22 protein-coding genes and 1 pseudogene are annotated in these 15,882 nt (G+C 69.7%); 13 read left to right on the plus strand and 10 right to left on the minus strand.

Features of this window, described 5'->3' with window-relative positions; genetic code table 11:
• Positions 1-562, plus strand: a pseudogene (locus ABDV68_RS07105) (hypothetical protein); the annotation flags it as partial.
• A 129-nt stretch (positions 563-691) separates the two neighbouring features.
• On the opposite strand, the gene ABDV68_RS07110 reads toward ABDV68_RS07105, so the two are convergent.
• The gene (locus ABDV68_RS07110; RefSeq protein WP_343519059.1) at positions 692-1,381 is read right to left on the minus strand and encodes an endonuclease III; all 690 of its coding nucleotides are present in this window, start codon (positions 1,379-1,381) and stop codon (positions 692-694) included.
• 49 nt (positions 1,382-1,430) lie between these two features.
• Between ABDV68_RS07110 and ABDV68_RS07115 the strand changes: the two genes are divergently transcribed.
• Together ABDV68_RS07115 and ABDV68_RS07120 are read left to right on the plus strand one after the other, a co-directional pair.
• Positions 1,431-1,676: a hypothetical protein gene (locus tag ABDV68_RS07115; RefSeq protein ID WP_343519060.1), complete on the plus strand. Its 246-nt coding sequence runs from the start codon at positions 1,431-1,433 to the stop codon at positions 1,674-1,676.
• On the plus strand, positions 1,673-1,936 hold the full coding sequence (locus tag ABDV68_RS07120) for a hypothetical protein (RefSeq protein WP_343519061.1): 264 nt from the start codon (positions 1,673-1,675) through the stop codon (positions 1,934-1,936). Before ABDV68_RS07115 ends, ABDV68_RS07120 begins: the two co-directional genes overlap by 4 nt.
• Positions 1,937-1,979: 43 nt before the next feature.
• On the opposite strand, the gene ABDV68_RS07125 is transcribed toward ABDV68_RS07120, so the two are convergent.
• Complete coding sequence (locus ABDV68_RS07125) at positions 1,980-2,741, minus strand: hypothetical protein (RefSeq protein ID WP_343519063.1); 762 nt, start codon at positions 2,739-2,741, stop codon at positions 1,980-1,982.
• A gap of 157 nt (positions 2,742-2,898) precedes the next feature.
• On the opposite strand from ABDV68_RS07125, the gene arr reads away from it, so the two are divergent.
• From arr to ABDV68_RS07145, 4 genes are all read left to right on the plus strand, one after another.
• Positions 2,899-3,309 (plus strand): NAD(+)--rifampin ADP-ribosyltransferase, encoded by a 411-nt coding sequence (arr, locus tag ABDV68_RS07130; protein WP_343519065.1) that lies wholly within the window; start codon positions 2,899-2,901, stop codon positions 3,307-3,309.
• Positions 3,310-3,391: 82 nt separating this feature from the next.
• Positions 3,392-3,634 carry a hypothetical protein gene (locus ABDV68_RS07135; protein WP_343519066.1) on the plus strand — a complete coding sequence of 81 codons (243 nt, stop codon included), beginning with the start codon at positions 3,392-3,394 and terminating at the stop codon, positions 3,632-3,634.
• Positions 3,635-3,666: 32 nt separating this feature from the next.
• Positions 3,667-3,813 carry a hypothetical protein gene (locus ABDV68_RS07140; protein ID WP_343519068.1) on the plus strand — a complete coding sequence of 49 codons (147 nt, stop codon included), beginning with the start codon at positions 3,667-3,669 and terminating at the stop codon, positions 3,811-3,813.
• Between the two features lie 51 nt (positions 3,814-3,864).
• Positions 3,865-4,602 carry a phosphatase PAP2 family protein gene (locus ABDV68_RS07145; protein ID WP_343519069.1) on the plus strand — a complete coding sequence of 246 codons (738 nt, stop codon included), beginning with the start codon at positions 3,865-3,867 and terminating at the stop codon, positions 4,600-4,602.
• A gap of 264 nt (positions 4,603-4,866) precedes the next feature.
• Here the strand turns inward: ABDV68_RS07145 and ABDV68_RS07150 are convergent, their stop codons facing one another.
• Positions 4,867-5,433 (minus strand): hypothetical protein, encoded by a 567-nt coding sequence (locus ABDV68_RS07150; RefSeq protein WP_343519070.1) that lies wholly within the window; start codon positions 5,431-5,433, stop codon positions 4,867-4,869.
• 101 nt (positions 5,434-5,534) lie between these two features.
• Here ABDV68_RS07150 and ABDV68_RS07155 point away from each other — a divergent pair, with 101 nt between their 5' ends.
• Entirely contained in the window at positions 5,535-5,852 is a 318-nt protein-coding gene (locus ABDV68_RS07155) for an antibiotic biosynthesis monooxygenase (protein WP_343519071.1), read from the plus strand.
• Between the two features lies 1 nt (position 5,853).
• Here the strand turns inward: ABDV68_RS07155 and ABDV68_RS07160 are convergent, their stop codons facing one another.
• The 3 genes from ABDV68_RS07160 to hemA all read right to left on the minus strand — a co-directional run bounded on the left by ABDV68_RS07160 (position 5,854) and on the right by hemA (position 7,778).
• Positions 5,854-6,081 (minus strand): DUF2061 domain-containing protein, encoded by a 228-nt coding sequence (locus ABDV68_RS07160; RefSeq protein ID WP_343519072.1) that lies wholly within the window; start codon positions 6,079-6,081, stop codon positions 5,854-5,856.
• 94 nt (positions 6,082-6,175) lie between these two features.
• Entirely contained in the window at positions 6,176-6,445 is a 270-nt protein-coding gene (locus tag ABDV68_RS07165) for a hypothetical protein (RefSeq protein WP_343519074.1), read from the minus strand.
• A gap of 79 nt (positions 6,446-6,524) precedes the next feature.
• Positions 6,525-7,778: a 5-aminolevulinate synthase gene (gene hemA, locus ABDV68_RS07170; protein ID WP_343519076.1), complete on the minus strand. Its 1,254-nt coding sequence runs from the start codon at positions 7,776-7,778 to the stop codon at positions 6,525-6,527.
• A 211-nt stretch (positions 7,779-7,989) separates the two neighbouring features.
• On the opposite strand from hemA, the gene ABDV68_RS07175 reads away from it, so the two are divergent.
• Entirely contained in the window at positions 7,990-8,154 is a 165-nt protein-coding gene (locus ABDV68_RS07175; protein WP_343519077.1) for a hypothetical protein, read from the plus strand.
• A 53-nt stretch (positions 8,155-8,207) separates the two neighbouring features.
• Here ABDV68_RS07175 and murI read toward each other — a convergent pair whose 3' ends face one another.
• A complete protein-coding gene (gene murI / locus ABDV68_RS07180; RefSeq protein WP_343519078.1) occupies positions 8,208-9,005 on the minus strand; it encodes a glutamate racemase in 798 nt (265 codons plus the stop codon).
• A 72-nt stretch (positions 9,006-9,077) separates the two neighbouring features.
• Here murI and plsY point away from each other — a divergent pair, with 72 nt between their 5' ends.
• From plsY to ABDV68_RS07195, 3 genes are read left to right on the plus strand one after another with little or no spacing between them, the layout of a single operon-like run.
• On the plus strand, positions 9,078-9,689 hold the full coding sequence (gene plsY, locus ABDV68_RS07185; protein WP_343519079.1) for a glycerol-3-phosphate 1-O-acyltransferase PlsY: 612 nt from the start codon (positions 9,078-9,080) through the stop codon (positions 9,687-9,689).
• Positions 9,682-10,767, plus strand: coding sequence for a DNA-processing protein DprA (gene dprA, locus ABDV68_RS07190; RefSeq protein ID WP_343519080.1), 1,086 nt, complete (start codon positions 9,682-9,684; stop codon positions 10,765-10,767). Before plsY ends, dprA begins: the two co-directional genes overlap by 8 nt.
• A gap of 1 nt (position 10,768) precedes the next feature.
• The gene (locus tag ABDV68_RS07195; protein ID WP_343519081.1) at positions 10,769-11,458 is read left to right on the plus strand and encodes a hypothetical protein; all 690 of its coding nucleotides are present in this window, start codon (positions 10,769-10,771) and stop codon (positions 11,456-11,458) included.
• Between the two features lie 13 nt (positions 11,459-11,471).
• Here the strand turns inward: ABDV68_RS07195 and ABDV68_RS07200 are convergent, their stop codons facing one another.
• The gene (locus ABDV68_RS07200) at positions 11,472-11,999 is read right to left on the minus strand and encodes a hemerythrin domain-containing protein (protein WP_343519083.1); all 528 of its coding nucleotides are present in this window, start codon (positions 11,997-11,999) and stop codon (positions 11,472-11,474) included.
• A gap of 37 nt (positions 12,000-12,036) precedes the next feature.
• Here ABDV68_RS07200 and topA point away from each other — a divergent pair, with 37 nt between their 5' ends.
• The gene (topA, locus tag ABDV68_RS07205; protein WP_343519084.1) at positions 12,037-14,610 is read left to right on the plus strand and encodes a type I DNA topoisomerase; all 2,574 of its coding nucleotides are present in this window, start codon (positions 12,037-12,039) and stop codon (positions 14,608-14,610) included.
• A 1-nt stretch (position 14,611) separates the two neighbouring features.
• Here the strand turns inward: topA and ABDV68_RS07210 are convergent, their stop codons facing one another.
• Both ABDV68_RS07210 and panC read right to left on the minus strand, forming a co-directional pair.
• A complete protein-coding gene (locus ABDV68_RS07210) occupies positions 14,612-14,908 on the minus strand; it encodes a hypothetical protein (RefSeq protein WP_343519086.1) in 297 nt (98 codons plus the stop codon).
• A gap of 78 nt (positions 14,909-14,986) precedes the next feature.
• Positions 14,987-15,826 carry a pantoate--beta-alanine ligase gene (panC, locus tag ABDV68_RS07215; RefSeq protein WP_343519087.1) on the minus strand — a complete coding sequence of 280 codons (840 nt, stop codon included), beginning with the start codon at positions 15,824-15,826 and terminating at the stop codon, positions 14,987-14,989.
• Positions 15,827-15,882 lie beyond the last annotated feature (56 nt).

Consider the following 15,882-nt stretch of genomic DNA (forward strand, 5'->3'; position numbering starts at 1 on the left):
GCTGGTCGAGGACATCGCCTTCGAGCGCGCGATCGAGGGGACCGAGCAGGAAGTGCTCAACCGCGATGGCGAGGTGATCGCGACCCGGCTCGTCCACGACAATCGCCTGCTCAAATATCTGCTCAGCCACCTCAAGCCCGAACGCTATGGCGCCCGACTTTCAGACCCGCGGCCCGCCGCCGCATCGGCCCCGGCGCCCGCCGAAGCCATCCCCGCGTTGCAGGACAGCCTGCGCGCGATGGAGCCCGCGCTGCCCGCGCCGCCCGAACAGCTGCTCGACCCCGAGACTCTGGCGGACGAACTGGAGCTCGCCGACGCCGCCGACGGCATCCTGCCGCGCCACCTTTGCGAGCAGCGTCCGCCCAAATCCGCCGCCCGCATCAAGGCGGACGAAGCGGCGGCGCGCGACGCGCGGGGCGCCGCCGCGCTGGCCAGGCAGGACGACGGCGCCACGCTGACCGACGAGGAGTTTGCCGACGCCTGCTATCATATCGATCCGGTCAGCAACGCCCTCCCGCGCCCCCGCCGCCGGCAAGGCGCGGATAGTGTCAAGCTAGTGTAAACTTCCGCCGCGCGCCGGTGATGGCGCAGTCCAGTTTTGATGGGCCGTTCCCCTGCGAAAGCAGGGGCCCAGAGCCACAAGCGATAGGCTCCGGACCCTGGGCCCCTGCTTTCCCCAGGGGGGCAGCTTTCAAACTACGCCAACGCCACGCCTAGCCGTCGGGCAATCCGGTGCCAGCGGACAGGCCGCGCAATCCGGCGCGTCCCATCGGCACGCCGCCTGGCCCAGCCGCTTCAGCGCGATGTGGAAGCCCAGGAAGTCGTCGCCCGTCCAGCTCGGCATCGCCGCGGTCACCGCCTCGCTGCTCGCGCGATAGTCCGCGGCCGGCGGCACGAAGCCCAGCCGCTGCAGCACGCGCAGCACATGCGTGTCGACGATCATCACCGGCCGCCGCAGCGTGCTGGCGTTGAGCGTCGATGCCGACACCTTGCGCCCGACGCCGGGAAGCGCCTCCAGCCACGCCAGCGCATCGCCGAGCGGGCGATCGGCGAGATGATCGAGCGCGAAGCCGCCGTCCGCCGCGGCGATCCGGCGCAGCGCCGCCACCAGCTGCATGGCCTTCACCTCGGCGAAGGTGACGTCGCCGATCGTCCGCGCGACCGCCGCCGGCGCCGCCCGCGACAGCGCGGCCGGCCCGTCATAGCCGGCGACCAGCCGGTCATAGGCCGCGGTCGACACCGCGTCGCGGGTGCGCGCGCTGATGATCGACTTGACCAGCTGCCCGACCGGCGAGCGCCGCCGGCGCGGCAGGGCGACCGGACCCAGCCGCGCGCGCCAGCCGGCGACGTCCGCCGCCGCAAAGGCGAATGCCACTTGCATGAGGCGAGCCATAGAACATATAAGGAACGACGGAAAGGTGTCGGTGGCGATGCGCGCTCGAAACCCGCTCTACATCATGGCCAAGCCGCCGCCGGAGATCCAGGCCCGGATCATCGCGCTCCCCCGCAACGATCCGTCGCGCGGCCCGCATCTCCTCCACGTCACGCTCGTCGTGCTGTTCGACCTCCACTACGCCCGCCCGAGTGGCTGCCGCAGGTCATCGCCGCGCTCGACGGCTTCGACGGCCCGGCCTTCCCGCTCGCCTTCGACCGGATCGAGAACCGCAAGGCCGTGACGCTGCGCACCCGCGACCCGCTCGCCCGGGCCCGCGCCTTCCAGGCCGCGCTGATCCGTCACCTGCTCGAGCACAAGGCCCCGCTCACGCTCGGCACCACGCCCGAGCCGCACGTCACGATCAACTATGCCGGCGACCGGCTCGGCAGCCAGAAGATCGCCCCGATCGCCTGGACCGTCGAGGAGATCGTCCTGATGGAAAGCGTGGTCGGCAAGACCACCCATGTCGAGCATGGCCGCTGGCCGCTGCGCGCTGCCTGAAGCCCGCCCCGCTCCGGCAAGCCGCCGCCCGGTCCGCCGCGCGTCAGCGCAGCCCCGCATCGGGGTCGAGCATCGGCTCGCCCGGCTTGTACGTCACGCCCTCGCCTTCGCTCGACTCAAGCTCAATCCGCGGTGCGGGGCCGGCCTCGCCCATCCGGTTCGACACCGGCTTGAACGCGTGCGACGCGCCCGTGTCGCAGCCCAGCCGCCGTGCCTCCTGCTGCAGCGCCGCGATGCGCATCACCGCCGAAGCGGTATCGCCCATCGCATCCTTGATTCCGTCACGCCGCTGCAGGTCCTCGGAGGCGAGCGCGCTGGCCTGGAAGCGCTCGATCAGCTTCTCGCACGTCTCGGCGCCGGCCTTGCGCACCGGCGCGGTGAGCTCGTCGAGCTCGCTCTCGATCGCCATGGTGAACAGGCCCATGGTGATGCCCCGCGAGCGGAAGGCGGGGGAGACGAAGTCGTCGGGCGCGTCGCCGCGCTCGACGCTGGCGGTGACGCGGGTGCGCTTGCCGCCGTCGACCGGCTCGAGATGCGCGATCATCCGCACCGCGGTCTTGTCGCCGCTCGCGACGATGAAGGTGACGGCGTCGGCGCTGCGCTGGTGGCTGAACACGGGCAGGATCCCGCCCGAGCGCGAGGCGTCGGTCCCGGGCGATCCCGGCTGCTCGCGGATGTCGAGATCCGCCAGCGCCGCCGCGACCTCGCCCGGCGGCCGGTCGACGACGCGCGAATATCCGCCGCCGGGCATCGCCATATAGCCGATGGCGAGCACCGGGACGCCCAATGCCAGCATGCGCAACATGGTCCACCTCCGCCCCGCCAGCGCTAGGGTGGCGATCCTAAGGAAATGTGAACCCGATTCCGGTATGCTCCGCGCGCGAGTGGGCGTCGCGTCATGCGGGGATGCCAGCGCCAGTCCGTCTCTTGTTCCGCTACCGCCGTCGCTGCAGGAGCATGCCATGACCTATGCCAAGGACGCCGCCCCGCCTTATTATCACGGCAACCGCGCCGATCTCGCGCCCGGCGACCTGATCGGCCCGGGCTATGCCTCCAACTACGGCCAGCGCAAGCAGGCCTCCTGGGTCTATTTCTCGGGCACGCTCGAGGCCGCGATCTGGGGCGCCGAGCTGGCGCAGGGCGAGGGGCGCGAGCGCGTCTACATCGTCGAGCCGACCGGCGAATTCGTCGACGATCCCAATCTCACCGACACGCGCTTCCCCGGCAACCCGACCAAGTCCTACCGCGCGCGCGACCCGCTGCGCGTCGTCGGCGAAGTGGCGGAATGGCAGGGCCATTCGCCCGAGCAGCTCCGCCACATGAAGGACCATCTCGAGCGCCTCAAGGAACAGGGCGTCGAGGCGATCGACTGACCGTCCATCTCGCCGATCGAATTGGCGCCCCGCCACGCCCATGATAGAAGCGCGCGCCCAGTCCGCATCGAAAGGCTCCTGCATGCGCCGCCTTGCTCTGCTCGCCGCCACCGCCTCGCTCACCGCGCTCGCGGCCGTGCCGATCGCGACGACGTCCGCCGCACCCATGCCGGCCGCGACGCCCAAGCCGACCCCCGCGCCCAGCCCACGACCCGGCGGCGGCATCCGCGGGCACGTCAAGCCGTTCGACGGCGCCACCGGGAGCGACCTGCCCGCGACCCGCCCGTCGCCCACCCCCACGCCGGCGCACAAGCATCCGCACTAGGAGCGCATCGCCGGCTCGCGCGTTCTTGCCGGATGATCCGCAAGCTCAAGTCCGGCTACCGCATCTATTCGCGCCGCAAGGATCCGGAGACCGGCAAGCGCCGCAACCTCGGCACGTTCGACACGCGCGAAGCGGCGGAGCGGCACGAGCGCGCGATCCAGTATTTCAAGCGCCGCTGACTCCCGGCCGCGCCGCTTGCCCGCGTCCGTCCGCTTTGCCAGACCCGCGGCATGAGCGAACCCTTCTCCCTCTCCGCGATCACTGAAGCGCCGGTCACCCCCGACCAGTCGGCCCCCGATGTCCGCCATCCGCCCTTCGTGCTGATCGCGCTGGCGGCGCTGGCCGGGGCGGTGCTGGTGTTGGCGATCCTCGGCCGCACCATTGCCGGCGGCAGCCGCTTCGCGTTCGACAGCGCGATCATGCTGGCGCTGCGGCAGGACGGGAACCTCGCGACGCCCGCCGGCCCGCTGTGGCTCAAGCAGGCGATGATCGACGTGACGGCGCTGGGCGGCGAGACCGTGCTCACCCTTGCCGCGGCGGTGACCATCGCCTTCCTCGCGGTCAACCGCCACCTGCTCGCCGCAGCGCTGGTGTTCGCGGGCACCGCCACCGGCTCGATCGCGGTCGCGCTCGTCAAGCGTCTCGTCGGGCGCGAGCGGCCCGCGCTGGTCGATCATCTGGTCGAGGTCGGCTCGGCGAGCTTCCCCAGCGGCCATGCCGCCAACAGCGCGATCATCTACCTCACGATCGCGCTGGTCAGCATCCAGGTGGTGCGCCGCCGCGACGCACGCGTGTTCCTGCTCGTGGCGACGCTGCTGCTCGTCGCCGCGATCGGCCTCAGCCGCGTCTATCTCGGCGTCCATTGGCCGAGCGACGTGCTCGCCGGCTGGAGCTTCGGTCTGCTCTGGGCGCTCGGCTGGTGGGCGGCGGGCAGCTGGCTGCGGTTGCGGCTGTCCAGGCGGGGCTAGGGTCTAAACTCGATTAGAACGAGGATCGAGATTGGTCATGGAGAGCCGCCGACAAGGAGCGCAGCGCAGTCGCGTAGCAGAGCTACGCGCAAGCAAGCGACGCAGCTCGGCGGCTCTCCATGACCAACCGCGCAGCGGCGGGCGTCTTTTGGCGCCATGCGGCGTCGCGCGTCGGTCACGATGGAAACCCATCGCTCCCTCCTTGCTCCTAGCCTGGCGCCAAAATCCGCTCCGTCTCGACCTCGTTCTAATCGAGTTTAGACCCTAGTGCGCCCAGCGCTCGCCCAGCACTTCGGCCTTGCCCCCCTGCCAGCGCACTTCCATCGCGGGCTCGTCCCTGCGGCCCGGCGCGAACAGCTCGTAGATCGTCGCGCCACCCTCGACCTGGCGGCTCTCGATCACCCGCTCGGGAGTGAAGGCGTCCTTCTTCGCCGCGGCGGCGGCGCGCACCGGGGCCGGGGCGGCGGTCCAGTCGATGTCGCGCTGCACTTCGACCGCGGCGAGCTTGCCGTCGGCGCCCTGCAGCACGTCGATCTCGACCTCGCTGCCGTCGGGGCGCGTGCCCTCGACGTCGTAATAGATGCGCCCCTCGCGCTCCTTGCGCTCGGCTTCGGCGATCGTCATCCCCGGCACCGTCGCCTCGACCAGTTCGGCGAGGCCCGCGGGCAGCTCGGCGGCGGCGACGTTGCGGATCGCGGTCTCGGGACCCTCGGGCAGCACGCCATTGTCGGCGGCCGCGGCGTTGTTGGCGGTCTCGGCGGCCGGCGAGCAGGCGGCGAGCGCCGTGGCGAAGGCTAGCAGGGAGCCAAGGGACAGGGCAGCGCGGCGCATCGGGTCTCTCCTCGTGGTAACCGGTGTCCATCCTGCGCCGGACGCAGCCGCGGCGCAACCTTCGCGGGGGCGGAACGCTTCATCGGCAAAGGAGAGCTGCCATGTTCGTCGCCGCCTATTGGTGGAGGGTTCATCCCGGCAAGGAAGCGCAGTTCCGCGCCGCCTGGCGCCGCGGGACCGAACTCATTCAGGCGAAGTACGGCTCGCTCGGCTCGCGGCTCCATCGCGACGACCAGGGGCGCTTCATCGGGGTCGCCGAATGGCCCGACCGCGCGACCTGGCAGGCCGCGTTCGAGGCCAGGATGGTCTATGACGAGCCGGCGACCCGCGCCGCGTTCGTCGACGCGGTCGCCGACGCCGCGAACGAGCCGATGCTGCTCATGGAAGTGACCGACGACCTGCTCGATCGCGGCGGCTAGCTCAGCCGTGCGCCACGGCGTCGCGCACGAACGGATCGAGCGCGGCGCGCGCCTCGACTCGCTTCCATGCCTTCTCGTGAAAGAAGAAGGCGACCGCGTTGATGCACGGCTCGATCAGCGCGATCCCGCCGGCGAGCGTCAGCGAGCCGGTGAAGGCATAGGCCACGGAAAAACCCACGGTGAGGTGGACCGCGAGATAGGTCAGCGTCTTCAGCAGGTCGCGGGGCACGGGCGGTTCCTCTCAAGTGGAACCGCCCATCTAGTGAATGACGAAATCGATCCGAAACGCGAAGATACGGCCAATGTGATCGATCCGGTCGATCTTAGCGCGCATTCTCCAGCCGCGCGTCGTCATTGTCGTCGATCGCATCGGCCTTGGCTTCGCCGGCCGCCTCGACATTGTCGGCCTGGTCGTCGAGCGCCTCTTCCATCGTCTCGTTGGGGGCGAGATCGGCCTGCTGCTCGAGATTGTCGGCCTGGTTCTCCGCCGCCGCCTCGACATTCGCCGCCGCCTTGTCGTCGGCATCGCCGCCGCACGCCGCGAGCGCGACCAGTCCGGCGCCGGCCAGCGCCGTTTTCAGGATGGATTTCATGCGATTACGCCTCCTGTTGGTTTCAGGGGGCAAGAATGAACGGCGGCGAAACGGGTTCCGCCGCTCGTCGCAACGAGCCTCAGGCCGCGGCGCGCAGCTCGAGCCGTTCCCAGATCTCGACCAGCGCGGTGGTCAGCTCGCGCATCATCGCCTCGTCATGCGCCGGGCCGGGGGTGAAGCGCAGCCGCTCGGTGCCGCGCGGCACGGTCGGATAGTTGATGGGCTGCACGTAGACGCCATATTCGGCGAGCAGGATGTCGCTGATCCGCTTGGCCTTGACCGGATCGCCGACCATCAGCGGCACGATGTGCGTGACCGAGTCCATCACCGGCAGCGCCGCCTCGGCGAACATCGCCTTGAGCCGCGCCGCCGCCGCCTGCTGCCCGTCGCGCTCCTCGCTCGACCGCTTGAGGTGGCGGACCGACGCGAGCGCCCCGGCGACCAGCACCGGCGAGAGCGAAGTGGTGAAGATGAAGCCCGGGGCGTAGCTGCGGATCACGTCGATGATCGTCTGGTCCGCGGCGATATAGCCGCCCATCACCCCGAACGCCTTGCCCAGCGTGCCCTCGATCAGGGTCAGCCGGCCCGCCGCCTCGTCGCGCTCCGAGATGCCGCCGCCGCGCGCGCCGTACATGCCGACGGCGTGGACTTCGTCGAGATAGGTGAGCGCATTGTACTTGTCGGCCAGGTCGCAGATCGCGTGGATCGGCGCGACGTCGCCGTCCATCGAATAGACGCTCTCGAACGCGATCAGCTTGGGCGTGCTGGGATCGTCGGCGGCGAGCAGCGCCTCGAGATGCGCGACGTCGTTGTGCCGCCACACGCGCTTCTCGCAACCCGAATTGCGGATGCCCGCGATCATCGAGGCGTGGTTGAGCTCGTCCGAATAGATGATGCAGCCGGGCAGGATCTTGGCGAGCGTCGACAGCGTCGCCTCGTTCGAGACATAGCCGCTGGTGAACAGCAGCGCCGCTTCCTTGCCGTGCAGGTCGGCAAGCTCGGCCTCGAGATCGACATGGTAATGGGTGTTGCCGCCGATGTTGCGGGTACCGCCCGATCCGGCGCCGACATCGTGCAGCGCCTCTTCCATCGCCGCGATCACCGCGGGATGCTGGCCCATCGCGAGATAGTCGTTCGAGCACCACACGGTGATCGGCTTCGGCCCGTTATGGCCGGCGAAGCAGCGCGCATTGGGGAACATGCCCTTGTTGCGCAGGATGTCGATGAACACGCGATAGCGGCCCTCGGCATGCAGCCGGTCGATCGCCTGGGTGAAGACGCGGGAATAATCCACGGCGCGCGGGGTGGCGTCGGCGGGAACGGAGCTGGTCATGGGGGGTCCCGATAGCGGTTTTGCGCGGGCAATGCCAGCATCCACGGCGACCCGCCCGGGGAAGGCAGGAATGGGGTAGAGCTTATCATCGATCAGGACTCCACAGGCCGTTTCTGCTATGGTGAACGCACCGTGGGACGAGACTCGCAGCATTCCCGCGGCTGAGAGACCAGAAGGTGCTCCCGCTTCGAAGCGAAGGGAGATCGGTCGCATGGAACGGAACGACTATCATTATTTCAGGCGGCGCGAGCAGGACGAGCGCGCCTATGCCGAACGCGCCCAGGATATGACCGCGCGCCGCGCGCATCTCGACATGGCCGAGCGCTATGCCGAGCGGGTGCGGACGCTCGCGCCGGCGGTGCCGAACGCGATCTAGCCGCGCACCGCGGCCGGTCTTTGTCCACCGGCCGCGATTCGACATGGAAGGGGTCAGAGCGCCTCGATTCGTTCGAGGCCGTAACGCGCGAGCGCCGGTGCCAGCGCGCGCGCGGCGTCGTCGAGGCGCGTGAACACCGCGATGCCGGGGGCTGGCGCTTCGGGCCAGTCCTGTCCCTCCGTCAGGTGCGCGATTCGACGCGCGATGCCGGGACCGCCGTCGATGAACGTGACCGGCCGCGCCGCGGCGGCGGCCAGTTCCTCCTCGACCAGGGGGAAATGCGTGCAGGCGTTGACGATGACGTCGACGCATTCGCCGCCGGGCTGGCCGAGCAGGCCGTCGAGCACCGCGCGGAACCGGGCCGGATCGAGCGACTCGCCGCGCAGCTTGGCCTCGGCCAGCTCCACCAGGTCGGCGCTGCCGTGGCGGATCACGGTGCAGTCGGCGGCGAACTCGGCGGCGAGCTTGTCGACATAGGGCTGGCGTACGGTCGCGTCGGTGCCGAGCACGCCGATCACGCGAGTCTTCGAAAGCGCTGCCGCGGGCTTGATCGCCGGCACCGTGCCGACGATCGGCACGTCGAGCGCGGCGCGCACATGCGTCAGCGCGATGGTCGAGGCGGTGTTGCACGCGATCACGATCAGCCGCGGCCGGTAACGCTCGGCGAGCCGCCCGAGCAGCGCCGGCACGCGCGCGGCGATCTCGGCCTCGCTGCGCGTGCCATAGGGGAAGCCTGCGCTGTCGGCGGCGTAGACCAGCGGCGCTTGCGGCAGCAGCGCATGGGCGGGGGCGAGCACGGAAAGGCCGCCGATGCCCGAATCGAAAAAGAGGAGGGGCCGGATATCGGCCATGACGGAAATCGCCTGATTGAGATTGTTGCGCGCGCTTATCGAAGCACCTAGCTTTGGACGCAAGCAAGGGGAATGAAGCTGACCACCGAAATCCTCTGGGTGACGCCGACCCTGGCGCTGTTGCTGGGCTATCTGCTCGGTTCGATCCCGTTCGGCGTGCTGCTGACGCGGATGGCGGGCGCGGGCGACCTGCGCGCGATCGGATCGGGCAATATCGGCGCGACCAACGTGCTGCGCACCGGCCGCAAGGGGCTGGCCGCGGCGACGCTGCTGCTCGATCTCGCCAAGGGCGCCGCGGCGGTGCTGATCGCCGAGCGGCTGTGGCCGGGCATGGGCGTGCTCGCCGCCGCCGGCGCCTTTTTCGGCCATTGCTATCCGGTCTGGCTAAGCTTCAAGGGCGGCAAGGGCGTCGCGACGTTGCTGGGGATCGTGCTCGCGCTGCACTGGCCTTCCGGGCTGGTGTTCGCGGCGGTCTGGCTCGGACTCTTCGCTCTGGTGCGCATCTCCTCGGTCGCGGGGATGGCCGCGGCGGTGAGCGCGCCGGTGAGCGCCGCCTTTTTCGAGCGCTTCGACCTCGTCCTGCTGCTGCTCGGGCTGGCGATGGTCGTGCTGTGGAAGCATCGCGCCAATATCGAACGGCTGCTGGCGGGCACCGAGCCGCGAGTCGGCCGCAAGGATGGGTGAAAGCGAAGCGGATTTAGCGCGGCTGCGGCTGATCCGTTCGCCCCGCATCGGCCCCGTCACCTACCGCCAGCTGATCGCCCGGTTCGGCTCGGCCGAGGCGGCGCTGGAGGCGCTCCCCGCGCTGGCGATGCGCGGCGGCGGCGCGGCGCCCGTGATCGCCGACCTCGCCGCCATTCGCCGCGAGATGGCGGCCGCGGCGAAGCTCGGCGCGCGCCACGTGTTCCTCGGCGATCCCGATTATCCCTCGCTGCTCGCCGAGCTCGAGAATGCGCCCGCCGCGATGCTGGTGCGGGGCCGGCTCGCGCTCGCTAGCCGTCCGTGCGTGGCGATGGTCGGCGCGCGCAACGCATCCGCGGCGGCCTGCCGCTTCGCCCGGCAGCTCGCGCAAGGATTGGCAGGGGCGGGCGCGACGGTCGTCTCTGGCCTCGCGCGCGGGGTCGATACCGCCGCGCATCTCGGCTCGATCGGCGGCGGGACGATCGGGGTGATCGCGAGCGGGATCGACATCGCCTTCCCGCCGGAGAATCGCGAGCTGCAGGAACGCGTCGCCAATGAGGGCCTGCTGATCGCCGAGCAGCCCCCTGGCACCGAGCCGCTCGCGCGCCACTTCCCCTCGCGCAACCGCGTCATCGCCGGGCTCGCGCAAGGCACGGTGGTGGTCGAGGCGGCGCCGCGCTCGGGCTCGCTGATCACCGCGCGGATCGCGGCGGAGGCGGGGCGCGAGGTGATGGCGGTGCCGGGCTCGCCGCTCGATCCGCGCGCGCAGGGCTGCAACCTGCTGATCCGCGAGGGCGCGACATTGGTGCAGAGTGTCGAGGATATCCTCGAGGCGATACGCCCGATCGATGCCCGCGTGGTGCGCTCGCCCGCCCGCGACTTCGGCCGCGAACCGGCGGCCGAGCCCGACGCGGCCGAACGCCGCCGGATCGAAGCGCTGCTCGGTCCGGTGCCGGTTCCGGTCGACGAGCTGATCCGCCAGGCCGGGCTGCCCGCGGCGGCCGTGCAGCTGGTGCTGCTCGAGCTCGAGCTTGCCGGGCGCCTCGAGCGCCATGCCGGCGGCCGGGTGAGCCTCGCCTGACATGGCCGAAGCTTCGCGTGTCGATGTCGCGGCGATCCTGAACGAGGCCTCGGCTCTGGTCGGCGCGAGTCCATTGAGCTTCCTCGCGGCGGCCTGCGCCAACATCGCGCTGGGGACTTGGATCGATACCCAGATTTTCTCGTGGAACGCGACGCTGGCGCTCTACGCGGCCGCTGCGGGCTTCGCCGGGGTCCTGCAATATCTCGTTCTGCGCAGGGTCTTGGGCACGGCAAGCGACGGCCGCCGGATCGCGGCGATCCGCGCGCCCGTGGTTGCGGTGACGCTTCACCTGCTCGCCTGGATGGTCGTCGGCGCGGCATATGTCCTGTTGCTGGTGCCCGGCCTGTACCTTGCCGGGCGCCTGTCGCCGGCGGTGGGGATCGCGGTGGTCGAGCAGCGTGGGCTGGCGGGGAGCATCGGCGAGAGCTGGCGCCGCACGCGGCGTGCGTGGCGGCCATTGCTGCTGGTGCAGGCGCTGCTGCTGGTGCCGCTGCTGGGGCTCTTCGGACTGATCGTTGCCGGCGTCTATCTCGAATGGGGTGCCATCACGTCGGATGATCCCTCGCTCGTGACTTCCTTGCTCGGCAATCTCGCCACCGGGGTCATGGCGCTGGGGGGATGGGCGGTCGCCGGTGCGGTCTATCGGCTCACGGCGCCCGATTCAGTGGGGCTCGATCAGGTCTTCGCCTGATTCGCGGCGGGCATCACGCGCCACGCAGCCGGATATGCGCGCCGCGCAGCGCCATCGGATAAAGCGTCTCGTTCTCCGAACGGACCCGTCCCTGGATCATCTGCAGGATCTGGTCGAGATCGGCGGCGAAGCCTTTGCGGTTCGTTGTGATCGCGGCTTCGTCCCAACTGGTCACGAATGCCCGCCAGCGCGGGCTCAGCGCCGCATAAGCCTCGATCGCCTCACGCGCGGTGACGCGCTGTCCGGCGTCCTTGCTGGCGAGCAGGAGCGGGTAGATCTGCTCGTCCTCGATCGCGAGATGGGGAGTCAGCGCCGCATCGAGCCGTTTCACGCCTGCGGCCAGTTCGGCGGGAAGCGCATCTTCCTGCAGCGCCCGGACCAGCGCCGCTGCCGCGGCGGCGATCGCGCTGTGGTCGCCGATCAGGCGTTCGAACGAAAGCATGGGAGACGCGCTGCCGGAGCCATGCGCCCAGGATAGGCGCGCCAAGTTAACAAGATGTCGTGCCGCCGCCCCTTGACGCGTGCCGCCGCGGCTTCCCATCCTCGCGCGTATACGCGAAGCCTTAAACCGGGACCTCATGCAGCTCGTCATCGTCGAATCGCCCGCCAAGGCGAAAACCATCGAGAAGTATCTGGGCAAGGACTATCGCGTCCTCGCCTCCTATGGTCATGTCCGCGACCTGCCGCCCAAGGATGGATCGGTGAAGCCGGACGACGGTTTCGCGATGGACTGGGAGACCTATCCCGACAAGGCCAAGCAGCTCAAGGCGATCACCGACGAGGCGAAGAAGGCCGACCGGCTGATCCTCGCCACCGACCCCGATCGCGAGGGCGAGGCGATCAGCTGGCACGTGCAGGAGCTGCTGGCGAAGAAGAAGGCGCTGCCTGCCGAGGTCGAGCGAGTCACCTTCAACGCGATCACCAAGGCCGCGGTGACCGACGCGATGGCGCACCCGCGCCAGCTCGATACCGACCTGATCGACGCCTATCGCGCACGCCGTGCGCTCGACTATCTCGTCGGCTTCACCCTCTCGCCGGTGCTGTGGCGCAAGCTGCCCGGGGCCAAGTCGGCGGGTCGCGTGCAGTCGGTCGCGCTGCGCCTGATCGTCGAGCGCGAGCGCGAGATCGAGCTGTTCAAGGCGCAGGAATACTGGTCGGTCACTGCGCATCTCGAGCATGACGGCACCGCGTTCGACGCGCGGCTGGTCCGCTTCGAGGGCAGGAAGCTCGACCGCCTGTCGATCGGCGACGAGGGCACCGCGATGCGCGCCAAGGCGGCGATCGAGCAGGGCCGTTTCACCGTCGCCAGCGTCGAGACCAAGCCGGCGATGCGCAACCCGCCACCGCCCTTCACCACCTCGACCCTCCAGCAGGAAGCGGCGCGCAAGCTCGGCTTCTCCGCCAGCCATACGATGCGCATCGCCCAAGGCCTCTACGAGGACGGCGCGATCACCTATATGCGCACCGACGGCGTGCAGATGGACGGCAGCGCCATCGACGCCGCGCGCAAGGCGATCGTGAGCCGCTATCAGGCGAGCTACATCCCCGACAAGCCGCGCCAGTACCAGACCAAGGCCAAGAACGCGCAGGAAGCGCACGAGGCGATCCGCCCGACCGACTTCAGCCGCGACCGCGCCGGTGGTGGCGATCACGCCAAGCTCTACGAGCTGATCTGGAAGCGCGCGCTGGCGAGCCAGATGTCGAGCGCGCGAATGGAGCGCACCACGGTCGAGCTTGAGGAGCCGACCGGCCAGGACGCGCTGCGCGCCACGGGCCAGGTGGTGATCTTCCCCGGCTATCTCGCGCTCTACGAGGAAGGTCGTGACGATCCCGTTGGCGCCTCTGGCAAAAATGCCGACGGCGCTGAAGGCGACGAGGACAGCCGCCGCCTCCCCGTGATCCGCCAGGGCGACACCCCTGCCAAGAAGGGTGTCGATGCCGAGCAGCATTTCACCCAGCCGCCGCCGCGCTTCTCCGAGGCCTCGCTGGTCAAGCGCCTGGAGGAGCTCGGCATCGGCCGCCCTTCGACCTATGCCTCGATCATCCAGGTGCTCAAGGACCGCGCCTATGTCCGCGTCGAGAAGAACCGCTTCTTCGCCGAGGAGACCGGCCGGCTGCTGACCGCCTTCCTCGAGCGCTTCTTCGAGAAGTACGTCAATTACGACTTCACCGCGGGGCTCGAGGAAGAGCTCGACGACGTCTCCGGCGGCCGCGCCGGCTGGCAGGCGGTGCTCGAAGCCTTCTGGAAGGATTTTCGCCCGCGCACCGACGAGGTGATGGAGCGCAAGCCGAGCGAGGTGACCGAGGCGCTCGACAAGTTCCTCGAACCCTATCTCTTTCCCGACAAGGGCGACGGCAGCGACCCGCGGCTGTGCCCGGCATGCGGCGAGGGGCGGCTGGCGCTGCGCGGGGGCAAGTTCGGCGCGTTCGTCGCCTGCTCCAACTATCCCGAGTGCAAGTTCACCCGCCGTTTCGGCCAGCCGGGCGGCGAGAATGGCGGGGACAGTGGGCCGGAGGTGATCGGACAGGATCCCGACACGGGCGAGGAGATCAGCCGCCGCTCGGGCCGCTTCGGGCCCTACATCCAGCGCGGCGAGGGCAAGGACGCGGCGCGCGCCTCGATCCCCAAGGACATTCCGGAGCTCGATCTGGATTGGGCGGTCAGGCTGCTCAACCTGCCCCGCACGATCGGCGACCATCCCGAGAGCGGCAAGCCGATCACCGCCTCGATCGGCCGCTACGGCCCCTATCTGGCGCATGACGGCAAATATGCGCGGCTCCAGTCCACCGCGGAGGTGTTCGAGACCGGCATGAACGCGGCGGTGGTCAAGCTCGCCGAAGCCGCGAACGGCGGCGGTCGGGCGCAGCGCGGTTCGCGCGAGCCGTTGAAGGTGATCGGCGCGCATCCGGTGTCGGGCGCTGAGATCAAGCTGATGGAAGGGCGCTTCGGTCCCTATCTCACCGACGGCACGACCAATGCGACCTTGCCCAAGTCGGTCGACCAGGCGGGCCTCACGCTCGACGAGGCGGTGCAGCTGATCGACGCCAAGGCCGCCGCGGGTCCCGCCAAGAAAAAGGGCCGCAAGGCGCCCGCGAAGAAAACTGCGGCGAAGAAGGCCCCGGCCAGGAAGACGGCGGCGAAGAAGAAGTAGTTCAAGCCGCGCGTAGCGTCGTCAGCTGGAGCCAGGAGCGGGCCTGCTTCTGCGCCTCGATGATCTCGCGCGCGGTCATGTCCTCGGCGATCTCGGCGCGCATGTACGGCGCGTGGGCGCTGCCCTTGAGCGCAGCGATGTTGAACCATTTGTGCGCTTCGATCAGGTCGACGTCGACGCCGGCTGCGCCGCTCGAATAGACCATGCCGAGCTCATAGGCCGCGTCGGCGTTTCCCCGCGCGGCGTCGGCCAGCCGGCTGTCGATCAGGAACTGTGCGCTCTTAATGCTGTTGCCCATGACTTTGCCCCACTTTTGATCTGTGTCTTCATGGGACACAGGGTGGGGCAGTCATGGTAACCAAAGCGTTAACGCCGTTTACGCTGCCTCGACCGCGATGTTGTCGATGAGGCGCGTACCGCCGATCCGGGCCGCCGCGAGCAGCCGGCGCGGCTTTCCGGCGACAGGCGCGCCGAGCGTCTCGGCATCGGCCAGCTCGACATAGTCGACCGTGAAGCCCGCCGCTTCGAGCGCGGCACGGGCGGCGGCGAGCGCCCCCTCCGCATCGTCGCCCTTCTCGATCGCCTTGGCGGCGACGCCGAGCGCGCGGGGCAGCGCGACCGCGGCGGCGCGATCCTCGGGCGCGAGATAGGCGTTGCGCGAGGACAAGGCGAGCCCGTCATCGTCGCGCTGGGTGGGCACGCCGCGCATTTCGATGTCGAAGTCGAGGTCGGCGACCATCCGGCGAATCACGGCGAGCTGCTGGAAGTCCTTCTCGCCGAACAGCGCGATGTCGGGCTTCACCTGGTTGAACAGCTTGGCGACGACCGTCGCGACGCCGTCGAAATGGCCGGGCCGCGCGGCACCGTCGAGCGGCTCGCTGACGCCGGAAACCGCGATGCTGGTCGAATGTCCGTCGGGATACATCGCCTCGACCGGCGGCAGCCACAGCAGGTCCGCGCCCGCTTCGGCGAGCATGCGCGAATCGGCCTGCTCCTTGCGGGGATATTGCGTGAGATCCTCGTTCGGGCCGAACTGCTTGGGATTGACGAAGATCGAGACGACGACGCGCGCCGCCGCCAGCTTGGCCTCGGCGACCAGCGCCATGTGTCCGGCGTGCAGCGCGCCCATCGTCGGCACGAACGCGACCCGCTCTCCGGCGGCGCGGAATCCCGAAATGGCATCGCGGAGGTCGGAAAGCTGACGGACGGTTTGCACGCGAATTCGGCCTTGGATATGGACGGAAGCGCGGCCTTCTATGGGGGGCGGGCCGG

Origin of the sequence: Sphingomonas sp. (assembly GCF_039595165.1) — a bacterium.
Lineage (GTDB): Bacteria > Pseudomonadota > Alphaproteobacteria > Sphingomonadales > Sphingomonadaceae > Sphingomonas.

Coding starts and splice junctions, on each gene's coding strand:
- ABDV68_RS07165 (WP_343519074.1), bottom strand. CDS start 6,445: ATGAAATCCATCCTGAAAACGGCGCTGGCCGGCGCCGGACTGGTCGCG.
- ABDV68_RS07155 (WP_343519071.1), top strand. CDS start 5,535: ATGTTCGTCGCCGCCTATTGGTGGAGGGTTCATCCCGGCAAGGAAGCG.
- ABDV68_RS07200 (WP_343519083.1), bottom strand. CDS start 11,999: ATGGGAAGCCGCGGCGGCACGCGTCAAGGGGCGGCGGCACGACATCTT.
- ABDV68_RS07150 (WP_343519070.1), bottom strand. CDS start 5,433: ATGCGCCGCGCTGCCCTGTCCCTTGGCTCCCTGCTAGCCTTCGCCACG.
- ABDV68_RS07140 (WP_343519068.1), top strand. CDS start 3,667: ATGATCCGCAAGCTCAAGTCCGGCTACCGCATCTATTCGCGCCGCAAG.
- ABDV68_RS07115 (WP_343519060.1), top strand. CDS start 1,431: ATGCGCGCTCGAAACCCGCTCTACATCATGGCCAAGCCGCCGCCGGAG.
- ABDV68_RS07135 (WP_343519066.1), top strand. CDS start 3,392: ATGCGCCGCCTTGCTCTGCTCGCCGCCACCGCCTCGCTCACCGCGCTC.
- ABDV68_RS07175 (WP_343519077.1), top strand. CDS start 7,990: ATGGAACGGAACGACTATCATTATTTCAGGCGGCGCGAGCAGGACGAG.
- ABDV68_RS07210 (WP_343519086.1), bottom strand. CDS start 14,908: ATGGGCAACAGCATTAAGAGCGCACAGTTCCTGATCGACAGCCGGCTG.
- ABDV68_RS07145 (WP_343519069.1), top strand. CDS start 3,865: ATGAGCGAACCCTTCTCCCTCTCCGCGATCACTGAAGCGCCGGTCACC.
- topA (WP_343519084.1), top strand. CDS start 12,037: ATGCAGCTCGTCATCGTCGAATCGCCCGCCAAGGCGAAAACCATCGAG.
- dprA (WP_343519080.1), top strand. CDS start 9,682: ATGGGTGAAAGCGAAGCGGATTTAGCGCGGCTGCGGCTGATCCGTTCG.
- ABDV68_RS07125 (WP_343519063.1), bottom strand. CDS start 2,741: ATGTTGCGCATGCTGGCATTGGGCGTCCCGGTGCTCGCCATCGGCTAT.
- plsY (WP_343519079.1), top strand. CDS start 9,078: ATGAAGCTGACCACCGAAATCCTCTGGGTGACGCCGACCCTGGCGCTG.
- ABDV68_RS07110 (WP_343519059.1), bottom strand. CDS start 1,381: ATGCAAGTGGCATTCGCCTTTGCGGCGGCGGACGTCGCCGGCTGGCGC.
- murI (WP_343519078.1), bottom strand. CDS start 9,005: ATGGCCGATATCCGGCCCCTCCTCTTTTTCGATTCGGGCATCGGCGGC.
- hemA (WP_343519076.1), bottom strand. CDS start 7,778: ATGACCAGCTCCGTTCCCGCCGACGCCACCCCGCGCGCCGTGGATTAT.
- arr (WP_343519065.1), top strand. CDS start 2,899: ATGACCTATGCCAAGGACGCCGCCCCGCCTTATTATCACGGCAACCGC.
- ABDV68_RS07195 (WP_343519081.1), top strand. CDS start 10,769: ATGGCCGAAGCTTCGCGTGTCGATGTCGCGGCGATCCTGAACGAGGCC.